We start from the raw sequence: 15,185 nt of genomic DNA, 5'->3' as shown, positions 1-15,185 counted from the left end.
TCACCCTAGCCCTCTCCCCGCAGGCGGGGAGAGGGGATCAGGTCGGCGCTCGCCCGGTTCGTCTTCCTCCAAACGAAGTCCGGGCGGATACGGCTTGTCCCTTCTCCCAGTTTACGGGGAGAAGGTGCCGGCAGGCGGATGAGGGGCAATCGCCCCCCGTTCCGTGGTCGCTATCGTTTCTGCCCGACGTGCCGACCAGCGCCTTCCGGCAGCGGTAGTGTCGAATGGGCCTTGGTCAGCGTGGCCAGCTTGTCGAGCACCTTGCCGGGCGCAGGCACCGCCTTGCCGGCCTTGCTGTCGACATGCAGCATCATCTGTTCGGCCGTGGCAACAGCTTGCTTCGTCTCGGCGTTGTAAATGGTCGAGAAGATGTGCAGGCGCTTTTCGTCCGACGACAGAATCTGGCAGGTCGAGTAGAGCGCATCGCCGAGCTTGGCCTCGCCGAGATTCCGGATGTGGGTCTCGACCGTGTAGTAGCTGTGGCCGTCACGGACATAGTCCAGGTCGACGCCGATCAGGCGCAGCACGCCATCGGAGGTGTCGCCGAAGACCTGCAGGTAGCGGTGCTCGGTCATATGGCCGTTGTAATCGACCCATGCGGCGTTGACCTTGGTGTCGAGGATATGCAGCGGCCTGGCCGCTCCGAGATCGATCTCCGGCTTCTTCGCGTTGGCCCAGAGATGATCCTCGAACTCGGCGAGCAGCTTGCCTGCGCCCCAGCCGCGGCCGTCATCGCCGGCCTTCAGCGCGTGCATGATGCCGACGAGGTTCTGGTCGCGGATGCGCTCCAGCTCGCGGATGCCGCGGGCGCCGGACTGGGCGTCGGACTGGTTGGCGATCTTGTCGACCAGTTCGTCGGTCAGGTCGACGACATCCGTGAGCTTCGTCCAGGGCCAGGACAGGCAGGGGCCGAACTGGGCGATGAAGTGGCGCATGCCGGCCTCGCCGCCGGCGATGCGGTAGGTCTCGAACATGCCCATCTGCGCCCAGCGCATGCCAAACGAGTAGCGGATCACATCGTCGAGCGTTTCGGTGTCGCAGATGTCGTCCTTGATCAGCCAGAGACCTTCACGCCACACCGCTTCGAGAAGACGGTCGCCGACGAAGGCTTCGATCTCCTTCTGGATGATCACGCCCTTCATGCCGATGGTCGCGAGCTTCGCCTTGGCGTCTTCGAGGGTCGCCTTCGCCGTCTTCTGGCCGCCGACGAGTTCGGCGAGCGGCAGGAGGTAGACGGGGTTATAGGGGTGAGCGACGAACATGCGCTCGGGATGCTTCATGTCGCGCTGCAGGTCGGTCGGCATGATGCCCGATGTCGAAGAGCCGATGAGCGCCTTCGGATCGGCAGCAGCGTCGATCTGCGTGATGACGCCGCGTTTCAGATCCACCCGCTCGGGCACGCTTTCCTGAATCCAGTCAGCGCCTTGCACGGCCTCTTCAATGCTCTTGCAGAAGATCACCTTACCCTTCGGTGGCAGCGGCGCCATGGTCAGCATGCCATAGGCGCGTTCGGCATTCGCCATCACTTCGCCGATGATGCGCTCGGCCTCGGGGTGCGGGTCGAAGATGCTGACATCAATGCCTGCCAGCACGAAGCGTGCAGCCCAAGCCCCGCCGATGACGCCGCCGCCGATGCAGGCTGCTTTTTGGATTTTGGTCATGTGGTCGTTCCCTCGAACTTATCGTTGTGTGCGGCTGCGGCGACGGGAACCGAAACAAACTTGGCTGTTTCTGCTGACAAGTCGCCGCGCCGGGTGTCCGTGCCTATCGCTTCGTCAGCTTCAGCTTCTCACGCACCTCGGCCGGGCCGATGACGCGGGCACCCATGTTCTCGATCACGGTAACTGCCTTTTCCACGAGCTGCCCGTTGGTCGCGAGCTGGCCCTTGCCGACATAGAGGTTGTCTTCGAGACCAACGCGGACGTTGCCACCGGCAAGTACGGCGGCCGCCGGGTAGGCAAGCGCGTTGCGGCCGATCGAAAACGCCGAGAAGGTCCAGTTGTCAGGCACGTTGTTGACCATGGCCATGTAGGTATTGAGATCGTCAGGCGCGCCCCACGGAATGCCCATGCAGAGCTGGATCAGTACCGGGTCCTCGATCAGACCTTCCTCGACCAGTTGCTTGGCGAACCAGAGGTGACCGGTGTCGAAGGCCTCGATTTCGGGGCGCACGCCGAGATCGGTCATCTGCTTGGCCATGGCCCGCAGCATCGACGGCGTGTTGGTCATGACGTAGTCGCCGAGCGAGAAGTTCATCGTACCGCAATCGAGCGTGCAGATTTCCGGCAGGCATTCGGCAACGTGCGAGACGCGCTCGGTGGCGCCGACCATGTCGGTGCCTTTTTCCTTGAACGGCAGCGGGCTTTCGACATCACCGAATATGATGTCGCCGCCCATGCCGGCGGTCAGGTTCAGCACGACGTCGACTTCCGCCTGGCGGATACGGTCGGTGACTTCCTTGTAGAGATCGTTGCGGCGGGAGGGCGCGCCGGTTTCCGGATCGCGGACGTGGCAGTGGACGATGGCCGCGCCGGCCTTGGCGGCTTCGACGGCGGCTTCCGCGATTTCCTTGGGCGAGCGCGGAACATGGCGGGATTTGTTGGCAGTGTCGCCCGAGCCGGTGACGGCACAGGTGATGAAGACATCGCGATTCATGGCGAGGGGCATTTCGTATCTCCCAGATTTCCTCGCGCCCATTACGTGCCAAGGAAACTTCTCATGCTTTCCATTATCGGTTCCATCCTTTACACATTCGGCGATGCTAGTGGAGTTTGCACAAATGCTCGATCCATCTTCCGAGACGCTAGAATTGGACATTCTTATCCTACCGGAGACGAATCTGATCCTAGTCGCCTCGCTGATCGAGCCGCTCCGCGCAGCAAACCGCATTTCCGGTCAAGAGCTCTATCGCTGGCGGATTTTTTCGCCTGATGGCGCTGCGATCGAGACGAGGAGCCGGATTCCCGTGCCCGTCGACGGGCCGTTTCGGCCCGAGCAGGAGACGGTGCCGCTGTTCATCCTGTCGAGCTACCAGTGGGAGGAGAGTGCGACGCCCGCCTTGCGTATGCAACTTTCGAGGACAGCGCGGTATCGCACGATGATGGCGGGCATCGAATCAGGCAGCTGGCTCCTGGCGGAGGCGAGCCTGCTCGACGGGCATTCCGTCACGATCCACTGGGAGGACATGGAGGACTTCGCCGCGGCCTATCCGCAGATCACCGTTCTCAGGGAGCGGTACGTCATCGACGGCAAGCGGATCACCACCGGCGGCTCGCTGCCGACGCTGGACCTGATGCTGGAGGTCATTCGCCGCCGGCAAGGCTATTCGCTGGCGCTCGAGGTTTCGCGGCTGTTCATCTACGAGCACGAGCGTACCGGCGGACTGCTGCAGGTGCCGGCGCTTGGCAACATGCGCGTCGCCGATCATCGCGTCAGCCAGGCGGTGCGCCTGATGGAGGAGACGGTTGAGGTACCCATGACCCTTGCCCGTCTTGCGCGCCGCATCGGTATCAGCGCGCGCTACCTGCAGGATCTTTTCCATGAGACGATGGGGGTCGCACCGCACCAGCATTACCTCGCACTTCGCCTTAACGCGGCGCGACGGAAGGTGATCGAGACGAAGAACGAATTCGCCGACATCGCCGCTGTGACCGGGTTCAACTCGTCTTCCGCATTCTCGCGCAGCTATCGCGCGCACTACCACGAAAGCCCCACGGAGACGCGGCGGCGTCTCAGGACGGTGGGGAAGGGGTAATCGGTCAGGCGCTTCAAAGATCGATTCAAGTGGGCCGCAGATGTGGCGGGTTTGAAGCCAATATTCGACATCGGGCGGGTAGTAGGTGACCCTCAATCACCGGTGCGTATGATCAAATGTCAGCGGTTTCGCGCACCGCGGAATCCACGCGGGCGCGACGCGCTCTAGGCCGATTTCTTCCCCTGCGGGTAAATCGTCTCGCCGCGCTTCAGCATATCCACGAAGGCTTCGATCTTCCGCTTTCGTCCAGCCTCGGTCTTCATGTTGTGGACGCGGAACGCCAGCGCGAACCTGTTCTGCTTGCTGAGTTTTTGCAGCATCTCCCTCGCTTTGGGCTCGGCATCGATGGCCGCCTGCAGATCCTCAGGGATGTGCATATCCTTGCCGCTGGCATAGGCGCGATCCCAGCGCCCGTCTGCTTTGGCTTCGTCGACTTCCTTCAGCCCGTGTTCCGTCATCCGCCCCTCGGCGATCAGGCGGGCGACGTTGTCGACGTTGATCGCGCTCCAGGTGCTCTTTTTGCCCCGCGGCGTGTAGCGCTGCAGGAAGCTCTTTTCGTCGAATGCCTTGCGGATACCGTCGATCCAGCCCCAGCAAAGAACGACGTCGATGGCTTCGACGGGAGTGATCGACTTCAGTCCGGAGGCTACCTTGTGCACCTTGATCCAGACTTCGTTCTGGCTGTCATGGTGAGATCCGAGCCAGGTGTAAAATGCGGCTGCGTCCTCGAATTCGTGAACCTTGTCGGGGTCAACCTTGATCGGCGCCATCTAACCTTCTCTTCTTTCAAAAGGCCGCTCGGCAGAGCGAGGCCCTTCGCGCATTCAACCGGAAATATCGGCCTGCACAAGGGCGCTGTTGCAGGCGGATGAAATTTTCCGGGAACCTTTTGGCTGCATCCGCATCCAATACCTGTCTTCGGAAAACCTAGTTCCGAGAGGCAGCTAACGATTGTGAACCCTCAAGGAGAATGACCATGCTGAAACGACTTCTCGCCGCAACCTTCCTGGCCGCGGCTTTCGGCGGTGTTGCCGTTGCGGCAGATGCCAAGCCGAACGATCTGCAGATCGCCCACATCGCCTACACGGCAGGAAACATCGATGTCGAGGCGGCCCAACAGGCGCTGACGAAGAGCAAGAATGCCGAAGTGCTCGAGTTCGCAAAGACGATGGAGCGGGACCACAAGGCCGTCAACGAACAGGCGCTGGCGCTCGTCAAGAAACTGAACGTTACGCCTGAGGACAACGCCATCAGCCAGTCGCTTACGGCCAGCGCTGCGAAGGAGCGCGAAACGCTTGCCTCGCTGGATGGGCCCGCCTTCGACAAGGCCTACATCGCCAACGAGGTGGCCTACCATAGGACGGTCAATGGCGCTTTGGCGGACACACTGATCCCGTCTGCACAGAATGCGGAACTCAAGGCGCTGTTGGAAACCGGGCTGGCGCTCTTCCAGCAGCACCAGGCACATGCCGAGCATCTCGCCTCCACGGTCGACTAGGTGCGCCGATGAAACTCGCCCTTTTTAAGGGAGTGGCAGGCGTGGTCATGGCGCTGCTTCTCCTCCCGGTGTCGTCTGCGGTTGCGACGGAACACCAGATCACGATTGCCGGGATGAAATTCATCCCGGCGTCGATCCAGTTGAAGGCCGGCGATGTGGTCGTTTGGAAGAACGATGATATATTTCGGCATACGGCCACGGCGCGCGCCGGCAGCTTCAACGTCGATCTGCCGCCGAAAGCGGAAAAGCGCGAGACGATCACCGTGGCCGGCGTGACCGACTATTATTGCCGGTTCCATCCTGCGATGAAAGGCAAGCTGGAGGTCGAGCCGTGATGCCGGATACTTGGGCAACAGAAAGCGGGAGACGATCATGAGCGCGGCACCTCGCAGGATCGAAAAGCCGGGTGCGGACATCACGGCGCTCTCCGATATGGCGCTTGTCGAGCTTGCGAGGGCCGACGATGAGGCCGCTATCCGCGTGATCGTCCAGCGCCACAATCGGCGTCTTTTCCGGGCTGCGCGGGCGATCGTCCGCAACGATGCCGAAGCCGAGGATATCGTCCAGGCAACCTATGTTCAGGCGTTCACCCATCTGGAGACTTTCAGACGGGAAGCGCAGTTTTCGACCTGGCTGACGCGGATCGCCGTCAACGAAGCGCTCGGCCGTGTGCGCCGCCGGAAAACAACGACAGGCCTCGAGGAGCTTGAGATGCAACGCGGTGGATCGGATGGAGGTGAGGTGTTGCGCTTCCCGATATCCCCTTGGACAAGTGATCCGGAAACCGAGCTTGCGCGCAGCCAGGCGCGTTTCCTGCTGGAGCGTGCCGTCGACAGCCTGCCTCCGGAATTTCGGGCGGTATTCGTCCTGCGGGACGTGGAAGGGATGAGCACGCATGACACGGCATTGCATCTCGACCTCCGCAGCGAGACGGTCAAGACACGGCTGCACCGGGCGCGCAAGCTGATGCGCGCGGCGATTGAAAGACAACTGGCCGGATCGCTTTCGGCCCTCTTTCCCTTCGATGGCGCACGCTGTGCGTCGATGGCGGACCGGGTGGTTGAGGCGCTGAAAGCCGCAAGGACACCTTGATATGAAGCTTCCGTTAGTCCGCTGATCAACGCGGGAACTACGCCCCGCGCGGGCGGACGGATCTCGACATGGTGCCGCTTTGCAGGCATGTTCGGAGGCTGTACTGCTTGAGCGCCGATTGCAGCGTGCCGTAACACGGTGTTGTTGCTCCAAGTACAAGACGGTAGCCAGGGGGCGAAATGCGTCACCGCACAAAGATCCGCTTCACACTTGTGAGCCTCCTGGCCCTGGCGGCGGTTTATCTGCTCGTCAGCTATTTCCTTGTGCCGGAGATATGGATTTTTCGGGATGCAAAGCGCATCGGAAGCCTGAGCAGCATGGTCACCACCACCGCTGACGACATTCCGGGAGATCCCATCAATGTCGGCCTTGTCGGCTCCAAGGAGGAGGTGATCCGCGCCTTTGCTGCGGCCGGTTGGGATCCAGCAGATAAAATCACCCTGCGGTCATCGATCGATATCGGCCTGAGTGTGGTTCTGGACCGGCCGGACCTCGACGCGCCGGTCAGTCCGCTCTTCTTCGAGGGGCGAAAGCAGGATCTTGCCTTCGAGAAGCCGGTGGGACGAAGCGCCGACGAACGCAACCACGTCCGTTTTTGGCTGACCGAGCGCACCGGCACCGACGGTCGCCCGCTCTGGCTCGGTTCGGCAAGCTTCGATCGCGGGGTAGGCCTCAGCCACGACACAGGCCAGATCACCCACCACATCGGACCCGATGTCGACGCGGAGCGCGATCTCGTCATCGGAGATCTGGGCAAGGCCGGCCAGCTTTCCTCGACATACGAGGTCGCCGGCATCGGCGCGACGGCGAGCGGCCGCAACGGCGGCGGCGATCCCTATTTTACCGACGGAAAGGCGCTTGTCGGGGTGCTGCTTTCCCGACCCAGCCAATAGGTAGAGTGTCGCGGCCCAGTTCGGGGCGATCCACGGCGAAGCTGATTTCGCTGATCAGTTTTCGCCGCAGGGCGAAGGCGTAGTCAGCCATCGTCTCCGGCTCGATGACAAATGCGCCTTCGCCGCCAATCACAAAGTCGCCGAAGTAATCGGTCAGATGGCGGGGCACGCCAAATCTGATTTGCGGAGCAACGATCGCGTTGATCGTAAAGCCGCGGGCAATCGCTCGCGCGCGACTTGCAAAAAGCGGTGCGCCGTCGTTGTTCGTTCCGTTCGCCGAAATATCGATGATCTTCACCAGAGGGACGCCGACGAACCTGTCCAGCAAGGTGCTCGCGGAATCGATAGCGTCCGATATGGAAGTCGCGCAGTAGCTGCGGCATCTGTCTCCGTCGTTTGCAAATTGGCGTATCGCGCGGGCGACCGAAAGGGCGTCTTCCAAACGGCACACCTGACGCCAGGGCAGGACCGATCTCGTCTGGCCCGGGCTTGCCCATTCCATGTAGGTGACGGCGATGCAGCCGCTGGGACCTTGCGAAATCGCCGCAACCACCGCCGGATCGGAAATCGCCATCGCATGGCCATCGCGCTGCATCCTCGCGGTCGCGCGATCGACCGAGGCCGAGGCATCGACGGCAAACACGATCGCGGCGTCCACGTCCGCGGCATGGGCCGGAACAGCAAGTGTCACGAAGAAGAGGAGCGAAAGAAGCAGCGCGGGCACGGCGTCCCCCATCCGCATTCATGGCCTGTCAATATACGCCCTTGGACAAGGCGGGCCAAGCGCGTGCCGGCGCGTTATGCTATTGCGCTGGTGCTGCTTGACAGCGCGTCCAGTTCGGTCACACGACTGTCTCGCCGCCGTCTACCACCAGGATTTGTCCGGTCATGTAGCTCGACCGGTCCGAGACGAGGAACAGGATCGGTTCGGCAATTTCCGAGACATCCGCCCAGCGCCCCATCGGCACCTTGTCGCGAACATAGGCCTCGATCGCGCCACGGCCGCCCATCTGAACGATGAAGGGTGCATTGAAAGGCGTATCGACCCAGCCGGGGCAGAGCGCGTTCACCCGGATGCCGGATCTCGCATAGTCACCGGCCATCTGCTTCGTCATCGCGATGACGGCGTGCTTGGTCGTCGTGTAGGCGATCATCTCGCGGTCGTAGAGCACGCCGGAAGACGAGGAGGTGTTGAGGATCACGCCCTTGCCCTGGCTTTTCATCGCCGGCATCACGAGTCTTGCAGCCATAAAATGGGAGCGGACATTCAGGTTCCAGGAGCGATCAAAGCCCTCGACAGCGACCTGCTCGAGGTCTCCCGCGACCTGGGCGCCGGCGTGATTGTGCAGGATGTCGATGCGGCCGTGACGGGAAAGCACATCTGTGATCGCCGCTTCGAGGGCGATGTCGTCTGTGACGTCAAGCACGAGCTTTTCCGCCCTTCCGCCGGTAGACACGATGCGCTCAGTGGTCTCGGCGGCGCCTGCCGCGTCACGATCGACAATGCAGACGATCGCGCCCTCGCGGGCCATGATTTCCGCCCCCGCCCGGCCGATGCCGGAGCCGGCGCCGGTGACGATGGCGACGCGGTCCTTCAGGATCATCCCGTTCACTCCGCTGTGCTCCTTTTGGCCTTCTTTTCGCGCATCAGCACGCGTGCGATGAGGATGAGAAAGAGCGAGGCGACCAGAACCATCGTCGCGATCGCGTTGATTTCGGGTGTTACGCCGCGACGGATCGAGGCGAAGACGTAGATCGGCAATGTCGTCTTCGGCCCGGCGACGAAGAAGGCGACGATGAAATCGTCGAAGGAGAAAGTGAAGGCCAGCAGGAAGCCGGCGAGCACGGACGGCAGAATCTGCGGCAGCACGATCTGGTGGAACGTGGTCCAGGGCGTCGCGTAAAGATCAGCCGATGCCTCGACAATATCACGCCCGAGACTTGCGATCCGCGCCTTCACGATCATCGCCACCAGCGCCATGGTAAAGAGCCCATGCGCGGCGATGATCGAGCCATAGCCGAGCCCGAACTGTGGTGGCTTATCGCCCGGCCACAGGCCGACGATCGCCGGGTTGATGACGCCGAAGACGGCGACGAGGGCGACGAGGGTGGCGATGCCGATGACGACGCCCGGCACGACAATGGCGGCGGCGAAGAGGGCGTCGAAGACGGCGCGGGTGCGCGGCGAGAGGCGTTCCATGCCCAGCGCTGCCATCGTGCCAAAGACCGCCGCGAGGGTGGCGCTGGTGAAGGCGATGATCAGGCTGTTCTGAAGTGCTGCGACGAGGAAGGTGTTGTTCAGCGCCTTGCCGTACCACTGCGTCGAGAAGCCGGTGAACTCGCTGGCGCTGCGTCCCGCGTTGAACGAGAACAGGACGACGAGCGCGATCGGCGCATAGAGGAAGAGATAAACAGAGGCAATGAGCGCGCGCATCAGACGAGATCCACCTGTCTTGTGCCGGAGATACGCCAGGCGATCCGCATCGCCACCATCAGGATGACGACGACGACGGCGACCAGCGTGACTGCGATCGCTGAGCCGAACGGCCAGTTGCGTGATTGCAGGAACAGATCGACCAGCGCATTGCCGATGAAGAAGACTTTGCCGCCGCCGAGCAACTGCGGAATCAGGTATTCGCCGAGAAGCAGGATTGTGACGAGGGCGACGCCGGTCATGACGCCGGGCAGCGACAGCGGCAGGGTCACCGAAAAGAAGGTCGAGACCGGCTTCGCGCCGAGGTCGGCCGAGGCTTCGAGCAGTCGCCGGTCGAGTTTTTCCAGGCTGACATAGATCGGCATGATCATCAGCGGCAGGTAGCCGTAGACGATGCCGAGCAGGACAGCACCCGGCGTGTTGAGCAGGCGCACGTCCTCGATGCCGATCATCGACAGCAGGTTCGGGATGCCGCGTGAGCCGAGGATGTACATCCAGGCATAAGTGCGCACGAGCAGGCTCGTCCAGAAGGGCACGACGACGAGCGAGACCAGCATGAGCCGGTAGCGCGGGTCGGCCTTGACGGCGAGGTAGTAGGCCGCCGGATAGGCGACAAGAAGGCAGAGGAACGCGCCCACCGGAGCGAGCATCAATGTGTTCCAGTAGGCGGCGGCGCGCGCCGGCAAGTTGGCATATTGCGCCAGGGTGAAAGTCGGGAGGTAGCCGCCCTCCGGCGCCCGCTCGCCGAAGGAAAAGACAACCATGGCGATGAACGGCAGGACTAGGAAGATGAAGAGCCAAACCGCCGAGGGCAGCAATAATGCCGTGGTGACGAGATTTCGCTTCGTGGTGGTCGCAAGCGGCATGGTCGATTTCTTGTAAGGTGTGGTGATTTCGCGGACCCCGACTGGGGAGGCGCGTGCGATTGCTTGATTAGGCTTCCTCATGCTGAAGGATGACGCCGGTCTTTGGAGCCCTGCTGGTACAGCGCCTCCGATGGTGAAGTCGTCATGGATCTGCCAACCATCGCCACCGGAGGGCCGATTGCCGGATGAGCGGGACAGCCTCGTATCTGTTCCGTCATCCAGCTATGGCACTCGCGCCTCTCGGCGACGAAAGTCCTAGGCCGATTTGAAGCGGGCCATCAGTTCCGCACGGGACGGATCGGTGAGCGTTACCGCGGCGCCGAACTCGAGCGGGGTCAGCGAAGCCTCGTCGGGATAGACGATCTTGTTGCCGGTGATTTCGGCCGGCAGCAGCGCCATGACGCGGCTATCGGTTGTCGGCGCGCCGTTCGCAATGTGCTCCTTCACCGCGTTCGCCGGATCCATGAGGAAGTTCAGCAGCGCATAGCCGGCCGCCTTGTTGGCCGCACTCTTCGGGATTGCATAGAAATCCGACCAGATCTCGCCGCCATCGGCGCCGAGCAAGAACTGGATCTCCGGCATGTCGCGGTTCAGCTGCGCGCCGTCATTGGTCCAGCACATGGTCATCCAGGCATCCGTCGCGCGCATCGATGGCTGGTAGTCGCTGTTGATGGCGTAGAGATGCGGCTTGACCTTGATCAGCACTTCCTCGGCCTTCGCGAGCTCGTCCGGCTTGATCGAATTGAAGGAATAGCCAAGGGAGACCAGTGCGTTGCCGATCGTGGTCAACTGATAGTCGTGCACCATGGCGCGGCCGTCCGCCTCGGTCGCAGCGAGCTCGAAGAACTCTTTCCAGCTCGTCACCTTCGACTTCATCTTGCTGGAGTTGAAGGCAATGCCCGTCGTGCCCCAGTTTTTCGGAACGGCGTAGACTGTGCCATCCACCGTGCCCTCGGCCGTGAAGCGGGTATTCTGGGTCTTGGGATCGAAATTCGGGACCTTGGAAAGATCGAGCGGGTCGATCAGACCAAGCTTCGAGTAGGTGGAGATCGTGTAGTTGGTCGGAACGAACAGGTCCCATCCGGTGCCGCCGGCCTGGAGTTTTGCCAGCATTTCCTCGTTCGAGCCGAAGACGTTGACCTCTACAGCAACCCCGGTCTTGGCTGTGAAGTTCTCAAATGTTGCGGGGTCGTGGTAGTTCGGCCAGGTGGCGATCGACATGGTCGAGCCGAGATCTTCGGCGTGGGCCACGGAGTTGAATACACCCGGCTGGCGAGCCATGACGGCGGTGGCAAGACCGAGACCGGTGACGCCAAGAAAATGGCGCCGGCTGACCGAGCCGCGCTTGAGGCGCATCAGCTCGTCCATGAAATCCTTGGCACTGATCGGAGCATTCTCTCTATACCATTTCGTCATCACACGGTTCCCTTCGTTTATCGTGATGGGCCTGTTTCCCCTCAGGCCGGAAAGATATGCGCTTCGCCGGGATTGAAATTCATCGCGACCGTTTCGCCCGGCTCGACGAGGTCGCTGTCGCTTGTTCCACGCCGCTCGGCGGTGACGAGAAGATCGCCCAGTCCCGGAACGGAGATCGAATATTCCGCTGCGGAGCCAAGGAAAATGCGGTGGGTGACGGTGCCCTCCAGCTGCGCGCCATTTTTGTCCGACGGGCGCGTGAGGCGGATGGCTTCCGGCCGCAGGGCCACAGTTGCCTCGCCGGCCTTGAGGGTGCGCGCCTTTGCGGTTTCGAGCCGCTTGCCGTTCGCGAGGGTAACGCTTCCGTCTGCCGGGTCGACCGTCGCGGACAGCCGGTTCGTCTTGCCGACGAAATCAGCGACGAACAGGTCGGTCGGGTTGTCGTAGATCTCCTTCGGCGAGGCGAGCTGACGGATCCGACCGGCGTTCATCACGCAGACGACATCGCTCATCGATAGCGCCTCTTCCTGGTCATGCGTCACGAGTACGAAGGTAATCCCGAGATCGCGCTGCAGGGTCTGCAATTCGATCTGCATGGCAGTACGGAGCTTCTTGTCGAGAGCCGCCAGTGGTTCGTCGAGAAGCAGAACGGATGGCTTGTTGACCAACGCACGGGCAAGCGCGACGCGCTGCTGCTGGCCGCCGGACATCTCGTGGATTCGGCGTTTGGCGAAGCCGCCGAGCCGGACCATTTCCAGAGCCTCGCCGACACGGCGGGAAATCTCGGATGCCGCCAGCCTCGGGCGCAATTGCTTCAGGCCATAGGCGACGTTGGCTTCCACATCGAAGTGCGGGAAAAGGGCGTATTGCTGGAACACCATGTTCACGGGCCGGCGATAGGCGGGAACGCCGTTCATGGAGGCGCCGCCGATGAGCACGCTGCCCTCGGTCGGCTGCTCGAAGCCGCCGATCATGCGCAGGCACGTGGTCTTGCCACAACCGGATGGTCCCAGAAGCGCGACAAACGCTCCCTTCGGGACGGAGAGGTTGATGTCCGATACGGCGGTCACTGCGCCATAGCGCTTGGTCACCGAACGGAACTCGATGTCGTTCGTATCAGCCGATGTCACGTCTGTTCCCAGTCTTTTGGTTGTGCAGGCGGTCTTTGCCGCCTTTTCACTATAGGTGGAATGCTAGTCAGGAAGTGTTGACGAGGTATATACCCCGAGAGGGGTATTTTTTCCGTTTTGCCGCCGTGAAAGGAGTATACCTCGTAAGCGCAGCAGTCTTTTGCGCTTGACACAGGGGGAACCCGAAAGCGTCATGCGGGTCGATTTTGCATCATTTTTCCAGTCACTTGCGGCATGTCTTTCGCCTAATAGCATAGCCGAATCTGAAGGGGGTATGCTCTTCCTCAAGCTGATGCGGTCGCTTGTGCATGTCGATGACGTGGTCATCTTCGCCTATCGCGCCAAGGATCGGCCGATAGACCTTTTCAGCACCTTCAATCCCGAAGACCACGAGATCTTTGTCAGCCTCTACCAGGCCGGGCCCTACCTCCTCGATCCGTTCTATCATGCGGCGCGCGCCGGTAAGTCTGGCGTCTACCGGATGCGGGAACTCGCACCGGACCGCTTCTTCTCCAGCGAGTACTATAGGACCTATTACGTCCAGACCAAGCTTGCGGAGGAGGTGGGCTTCTTCGTTCCGGGCGAAAACGACGTCACGGTCGTCGTGTCCCTCATGCGCCGCGAGTCCAGCGGGTATTTCTCTGCTGCCGAATTTGCGGTGCTTGCCGACGCGGCGCCTTTCGTGGCGGCCTACGTGGCGCAGGCATGGAAGGATCTCCCGCGCCGCTTCGATGCGCTCGCGCGTGGGAGCAAGGGGGCGCACTCGGAGGAAGCCAATGGCGTCGACAAGGTGTGGCGCAAGCTCAATCTGACAGACCGCGAGGCGGCCATCGTTGAATTGGTCCTGCAGGGCTATTCGTCGGAATCGATCGGGCTGACACTGGCAATCTCGACGGGGACGGTGAAAGTCCACCGGCGCAACGTCTATCGCAAGCTTGGCATCTCGTCGCAGATGCAACTGATGTCCGTTTATCTGAAGGGTCTCGAGCAGTAGCGGCAGGAGAGCGGAACGCTCCAAACCTGCCGCCTGAACCTGGATCAGTCCCTGATAACCAGCAGATCGGTGGCGGTGAACCGAAGGGTCACCGTTTCGCCGACCGTCGGTGGAACGAGGCCCGGACTATTGAACATGTCGAAGGAAATTACGCTGTTGCCGACGCGCATGCGGGTGCGCACGACCGAGCCGAGGAAATTGCTGCTGACGACTTCCCCGGTCAGGGCCGTGTCCCCCTTGGCGCCCTCGGCAATCGAGCCGGCTTCCGGGCGCAGTGCCAGTGAGATGGTATCACCGGCTTTCACGGGACCGAGCGGTTCGCGCAGCGTCACACTCTGGTCGCCGATCGAGATACGGTTGGTGGCGGGATCGATAACCTTTGCCTCAATCAGGTTCAAGGTACCGACGAAGGAGGCGACGAAGCGCGTGGTGGGGCGATTGTAGATTTCCGAGGGCGTGCCGATCTGGTCGGCGCAGCCGGCGTTCATCACGACGATGCGGTCGGAGATCGACAGCGCCTCTTCCTGGTCGTGGGTGACGAAGACCGTCGTGATCCCGAGTTGCTGCTGGATCATGCGGATTTCCTCGCGCAGCGACACGCGGATCTTCGCGTCGAGTGCGGAGAGCGGCTCATCGAGAAGCAGCACCTGCGGCTTGGGCGCGAGCGCGCGGGCGAGCGCCACGCGCTGCTGCTGACCGCCGGAAAGCTGGTAGGGGAAGCGGTCGGCAAGGTGTTCCAGCTTGATCAGGCCAAGCATCTCCTTCACGCGCGCGTTGATCTCGTCCTTCGGCCGGCCGGCGACCTTCAGACCAAAGGCGACGTTGTCGAACACGTTCATGTTGGGAAACAGCGCATAGGCCTGGAACACCATGCCGATGTTGCGCTGGTTTGGCTTCAGCCCGGCCTGGTTCTTGCCGGCGACCGTGATGGTTCCGCCGCTCGGTGTCTCGAAGCCCGCGATCATGCGCAGGACGGTCGTCTTGCCGCAGCCCGACGGGCCGAGGAAGGAAACGAACTCGCCCTTTTCGATCTCCATGTTGAAATCGCTGACGACCTGCACCTGCCCGAAGGACTTCTGGATATGGCTGAGAGAAAGAAACGTCATAT

Annotated in this window: 16 protein-coding genes; 6 read left to right on the top strand and 10 right to left on the bottom strand. The window is 61.9% G+C overall.

Annotation, left to right across the window (positions count from 1 at the left end; genetic code table 11):
- Positions 1-170 precede the first annotated feature (170 nt).
- Positions 171-1,661, bottom strand: coding sequence for a carnitine 3-dehydrogenase (locus tag IB238_RS10120; RefSeq protein ID WP_192245838.1), 1,491 nt, complete (start codon positions 1,659-1,661; stop codon positions 171-173).
- 103 nt (positions 1,662-1,764) lie between these two features.
- Positions 1,765-2,667 carry a 3-keto-5-aminohexanoate cleavage protein gene (locus IB238_RS10115; RefSeq protein WP_192245836.1) on the bottom strand — a complete coding sequence of 301 codons (903 nt, stop codon included), beginning with the start codon at positions 2,665-2,667 and terminating at the stop codon, positions 1,765-1,767.
- 112 nt (positions 2,668-2,779) lie between these two features.
- Here IB238_RS10115 and IB238_RS10110 point away from each other — a divergent pair, with 112 nt between their 5' ends.
- The gene (locus IB238_RS10110) at positions 2,780-3,754 is read left to right on the top strand and encodes a GlxA family transcriptional regulator (protein ID WP_246723520.1); all 975 of its coding nucleotides are present in this window, start codon (positions 2,780-2,782) and stop codon (positions 3,752-3,754) included.
- Between the two features lie 164 nt (positions 3,755-3,918).
- Here the strand turns inward: IB238_RS10110 and IB238_RS10105 are convergent, their stop codons facing one another.
- Entirely contained in the window at positions 3,919-4,524 is a 606-nt protein-coding gene (locus tag IB238_RS10105) for a YdeI/OmpD-associated family protein (protein WP_192245832.1), read from the bottom strand.
- A 206-nt stretch (positions 4,525-4,730) separates the two neighbouring features.
- Here IB238_RS10105 and IB238_RS10100 point away from each other — a divergent pair, with 206 nt between their 5' ends.
- The 4 genes from IB238_RS10100 (at position 4,731) to IB238_RS10085 (ending at position 7,237) form a co-directional block, all read left to right on the top strand.
- Complete coding sequence (locus IB238_RS10100; protein WP_192245830.1) at positions 4,731-5,252, top strand: DUF4142 domain-containing protein; 522 nt, start codon at positions 4,731-4,733, stop codon at positions 5,250-5,252.
- A gap of 47 nt (positions 5,253-5,299) precedes the next feature.
- The gene (locus tag IB238_RS10095; RefSeq protein ID WP_246723631.1) at positions 5,300-5,587 is read left to right on the top strand and encodes a cupredoxin family copper-binding protein; all 288 of its coding nucleotides are present in this window, start codon (positions 5,300-5,302) and stop codon (positions 5,585-5,587) included.
- Between the two features lie 37 nt (positions 5,588-5,624).
- Positions 5,625-6,344, top strand: a complete 720-nt coding sequence (locus tag IB238_RS10090) for an RNA polymerase sigma factor (protein WP_192245826.1) — start codon at positions 5,625-5,627, stop codon at positions 6,342-6,344.
- A 179-nt stretch (positions 6,345-6,523) separates the two neighbouring features.
- Positions 6,524-7,237, top strand: a complete 714-nt coding sequence (locus IB238_RS10085; RefSeq protein ID WP_192245824.1) for an LssY C-terminal domain-containing protein — start codon at positions 6,524-6,526, stop codon at positions 7,235-7,237.
- On the opposite strand, the gene IB238_RS10080 is transcribed toward IB238_RS10085, so the two are convergent.
- The 6 genes from IB238_RS10080 to IB238_RS10055 form a co-directional block, all read right to left on the bottom strand.
- A complete protein-coding gene (locus IB238_RS10080) occupies positions 7,185-7,895 on the bottom strand; it encodes a DUF1194 domain-containing protein (protein WP_348648224.1) in 711 nt (236 codons plus the stop codon). The two genes, IB238_RS10085 and IB238_RS10080, sit on opposite strands and share 53 nt — an antisense overlap.
- Before the next feature lie 184 nt (positions 7,896-8,079).
- Complete coding sequence (locus IB238_RS10075) at positions 8,080-8,841, bottom strand: SDR family oxidoreductase (RefSeq protein ID WP_192247612.1); 762 nt, start codon at positions 8,839-8,841, stop codon at positions 8,080-8,082.
- A 5-nt stretch (positions 8,842-8,846) separates the two neighbouring features.
- Positions 8,847-9,671 (bottom strand): ABC transporter permease, encoded by an 825-nt coding sequence (locus tag IB238_RS10070; RefSeq protein ID WP_192245822.1) that lies wholly within the window; start codon positions 9,669-9,671, stop codon positions 8,847-8,849.
- Positions 9,671-10,537 (bottom strand): ABC transporter permease, encoded by an 867-nt coding sequence (locus IB238_RS10065; protein ID WP_192245820.1) that lies wholly within the window; start codon positions 10,535-10,537, stop codon positions 9,671-9,673. Before IB238_RS10065 ends, IB238_RS10070 begins: the two co-directional genes overlap by 1 nt.
- Positions 10,538-10,792: 255 nt before the next feature.
- Positions 10,793-11,953, bottom strand: a complete 1,161-nt coding sequence (locus IB238_RS10060; RefSeq protein ID WP_192245818.1) for a spermidine/putrescine ABC transporter substrate-binding protein — start codon at positions 11,951-11,953, stop codon at positions 10,793-10,795.
- A gap of 41 nt (positions 11,954-11,994) precedes the next feature.
- Positions 11,995-13,083 (bottom strand): ABC transporter ATP-binding protein, encoded by a 1,089-nt coding sequence (locus tag IB238_RS10055; protein ID WP_192245816.1) that lies wholly within the window; start codon positions 13,081-13,083, stop codon positions 11,995-11,997.
- A gap of 274 nt (positions 13,084-13,357) precedes the next feature.
- Between IB238_RS10055 and IB238_RS10050 the strand changes: the two genes are divergently transcribed.
- Positions 13,358-14,077 carry a LuxR C-terminal-related transcriptional regulator gene (locus tag IB238_RS10050; protein WP_246723519.1) on the top strand — a complete coding sequence of 240 codons (720 nt, stop codon included), beginning with the start codon at positions 13,358-13,360 and terminating at the stop codon, positions 14,075-14,077.
- Positions 14,078-14,121: 44 nt separating this feature from the next.
- On the opposite strand, the gene IB238_RS10045 is transcribed toward IB238_RS10050, so the two are convergent.
- Positions 14,122-15,183, bottom strand: a complete 1,062-nt coding sequence (locus IB238_RS10045) for an ABC transporter ATP-binding protein (protein WP_192245812.1) — start codon at positions 15,181-15,183, stop codon at positions 14,122-14,124.
- Between the last annotated feature and the right edge of the window lie 2 nt (positions 15,184-15,185).

The sequence above is a fragment of the Rhizobium sp. ARZ01 genome (genome assembly GCF_014851675.1).
GTDB lineage: Bacteria > Pseudomonadota > Alphaproteobacteria > Rhizobiales > Rhizobiaceae > Mycoplana.
Note: the sequence above shows the minus strand (reverse complement) of the source record. Positions and strands in the feature narration are given on the sequence as shown.

Excerpts from the sequence above, each read along its gene's own strand:
- IB238_RS10120 (WP_192245838.1), bottom strand. The coding sequence starts at position 1,661 with ATGACCAAAATCCAAAAAGCAGCCTGCATCGGCGGCGGCGTCATCGGC.
- IB238_RS10115 (WP_192245836.1), bottom strand. The coding sequence starts at position 2,667 with ATGCCCCTCGCCATGAATCGCGATGTCTTCATCACCTGTGCCGTCACC.
- IB238_RS10110 (WP_246723520.1), top strand. The coding sequence starts at position 2,780 with ATGCTCGATCCATCTTCCGAGACGCTAGAATTGGACATTCTTATCCTA.
- IB238_RS10105 (WP_192245832.1), bottom strand. The coding sequence starts at position 4,524 with ATGGCGCCGATCAAGGTTGACCCCGACAAGGTTCACGAATTCGAGGAC.
- IB238_RS10100 (WP_192245830.1), top strand. The coding sequence starts at position 4,731 with ATGCTGAAACGACTTCTCGCCGCAACCTTCCTGGCCGCGGCTTTCGGC.
- IB238_RS10095 (WP_246723631.1), top strand. The coding sequence starts at position 5,300 with ATGGCGCTGCTTCTCCTCCCGGTGTCGTCTGCGGTTGCGACGGAACAC.
- IB238_RS10090 (WP_192245826.1), top strand. The coding sequence starts at position 5,625 with ATGAGCGCGGCACCTCGCAGGATCGAAAAGCCGGGTGCGGACATCACG.
- IB238_RS10085 (WP_192245824.1), top strand. The coding sequence starts at position 6,524 with ATGCGTCACCGCACAAAGATCCGCTTCACACTTGTGAGCCTCCTGGCC.
- IB238_RS10075 (WP_192247612.1), bottom strand. The coding sequence starts at position 8,841 with ATGATCCTGAAGGACCGCGTCGCCATCGTCACCGGCGCCGGCTCCGGC.
- IB238_RS10070 (WP_192245822.1), bottom strand. The coding sequence starts at position 9,671 with ATGCGCGCGCTCATTGCCTCTGTTTATCTCTTCCTCTATGCGCCGATC.
- IB238_RS10065 (WP_192245820.1), bottom strand. The coding sequence starts at position 10,537 with ATGCCGCTTGCGACCACCACGAAGCGAAATCTCGTCACCACGGCATTA.
- IB238_RS10060 (WP_192245818.1), bottom strand. The coding sequence starts at position 11,953 with ATGACGAAATGGTATAGAGAGAATGCTCCGATCAGTGCCAAGGATTTC.
- IB238_RS10050 (WP_246723519.1), top strand. The coding sequence starts at position 13,358 with ATGCTCTTCCTCAAGCTGATGCGGTCGCTTGTGCATGTCGATGACGTG.
- IB238_RS10045 (WP_192245812.1), bottom strand. The coding sequence starts at position 15,183 with ATGACGTTTCTTTCTCTCAGCCATATCCAGAAGTCCTTCGGGCAGGTG.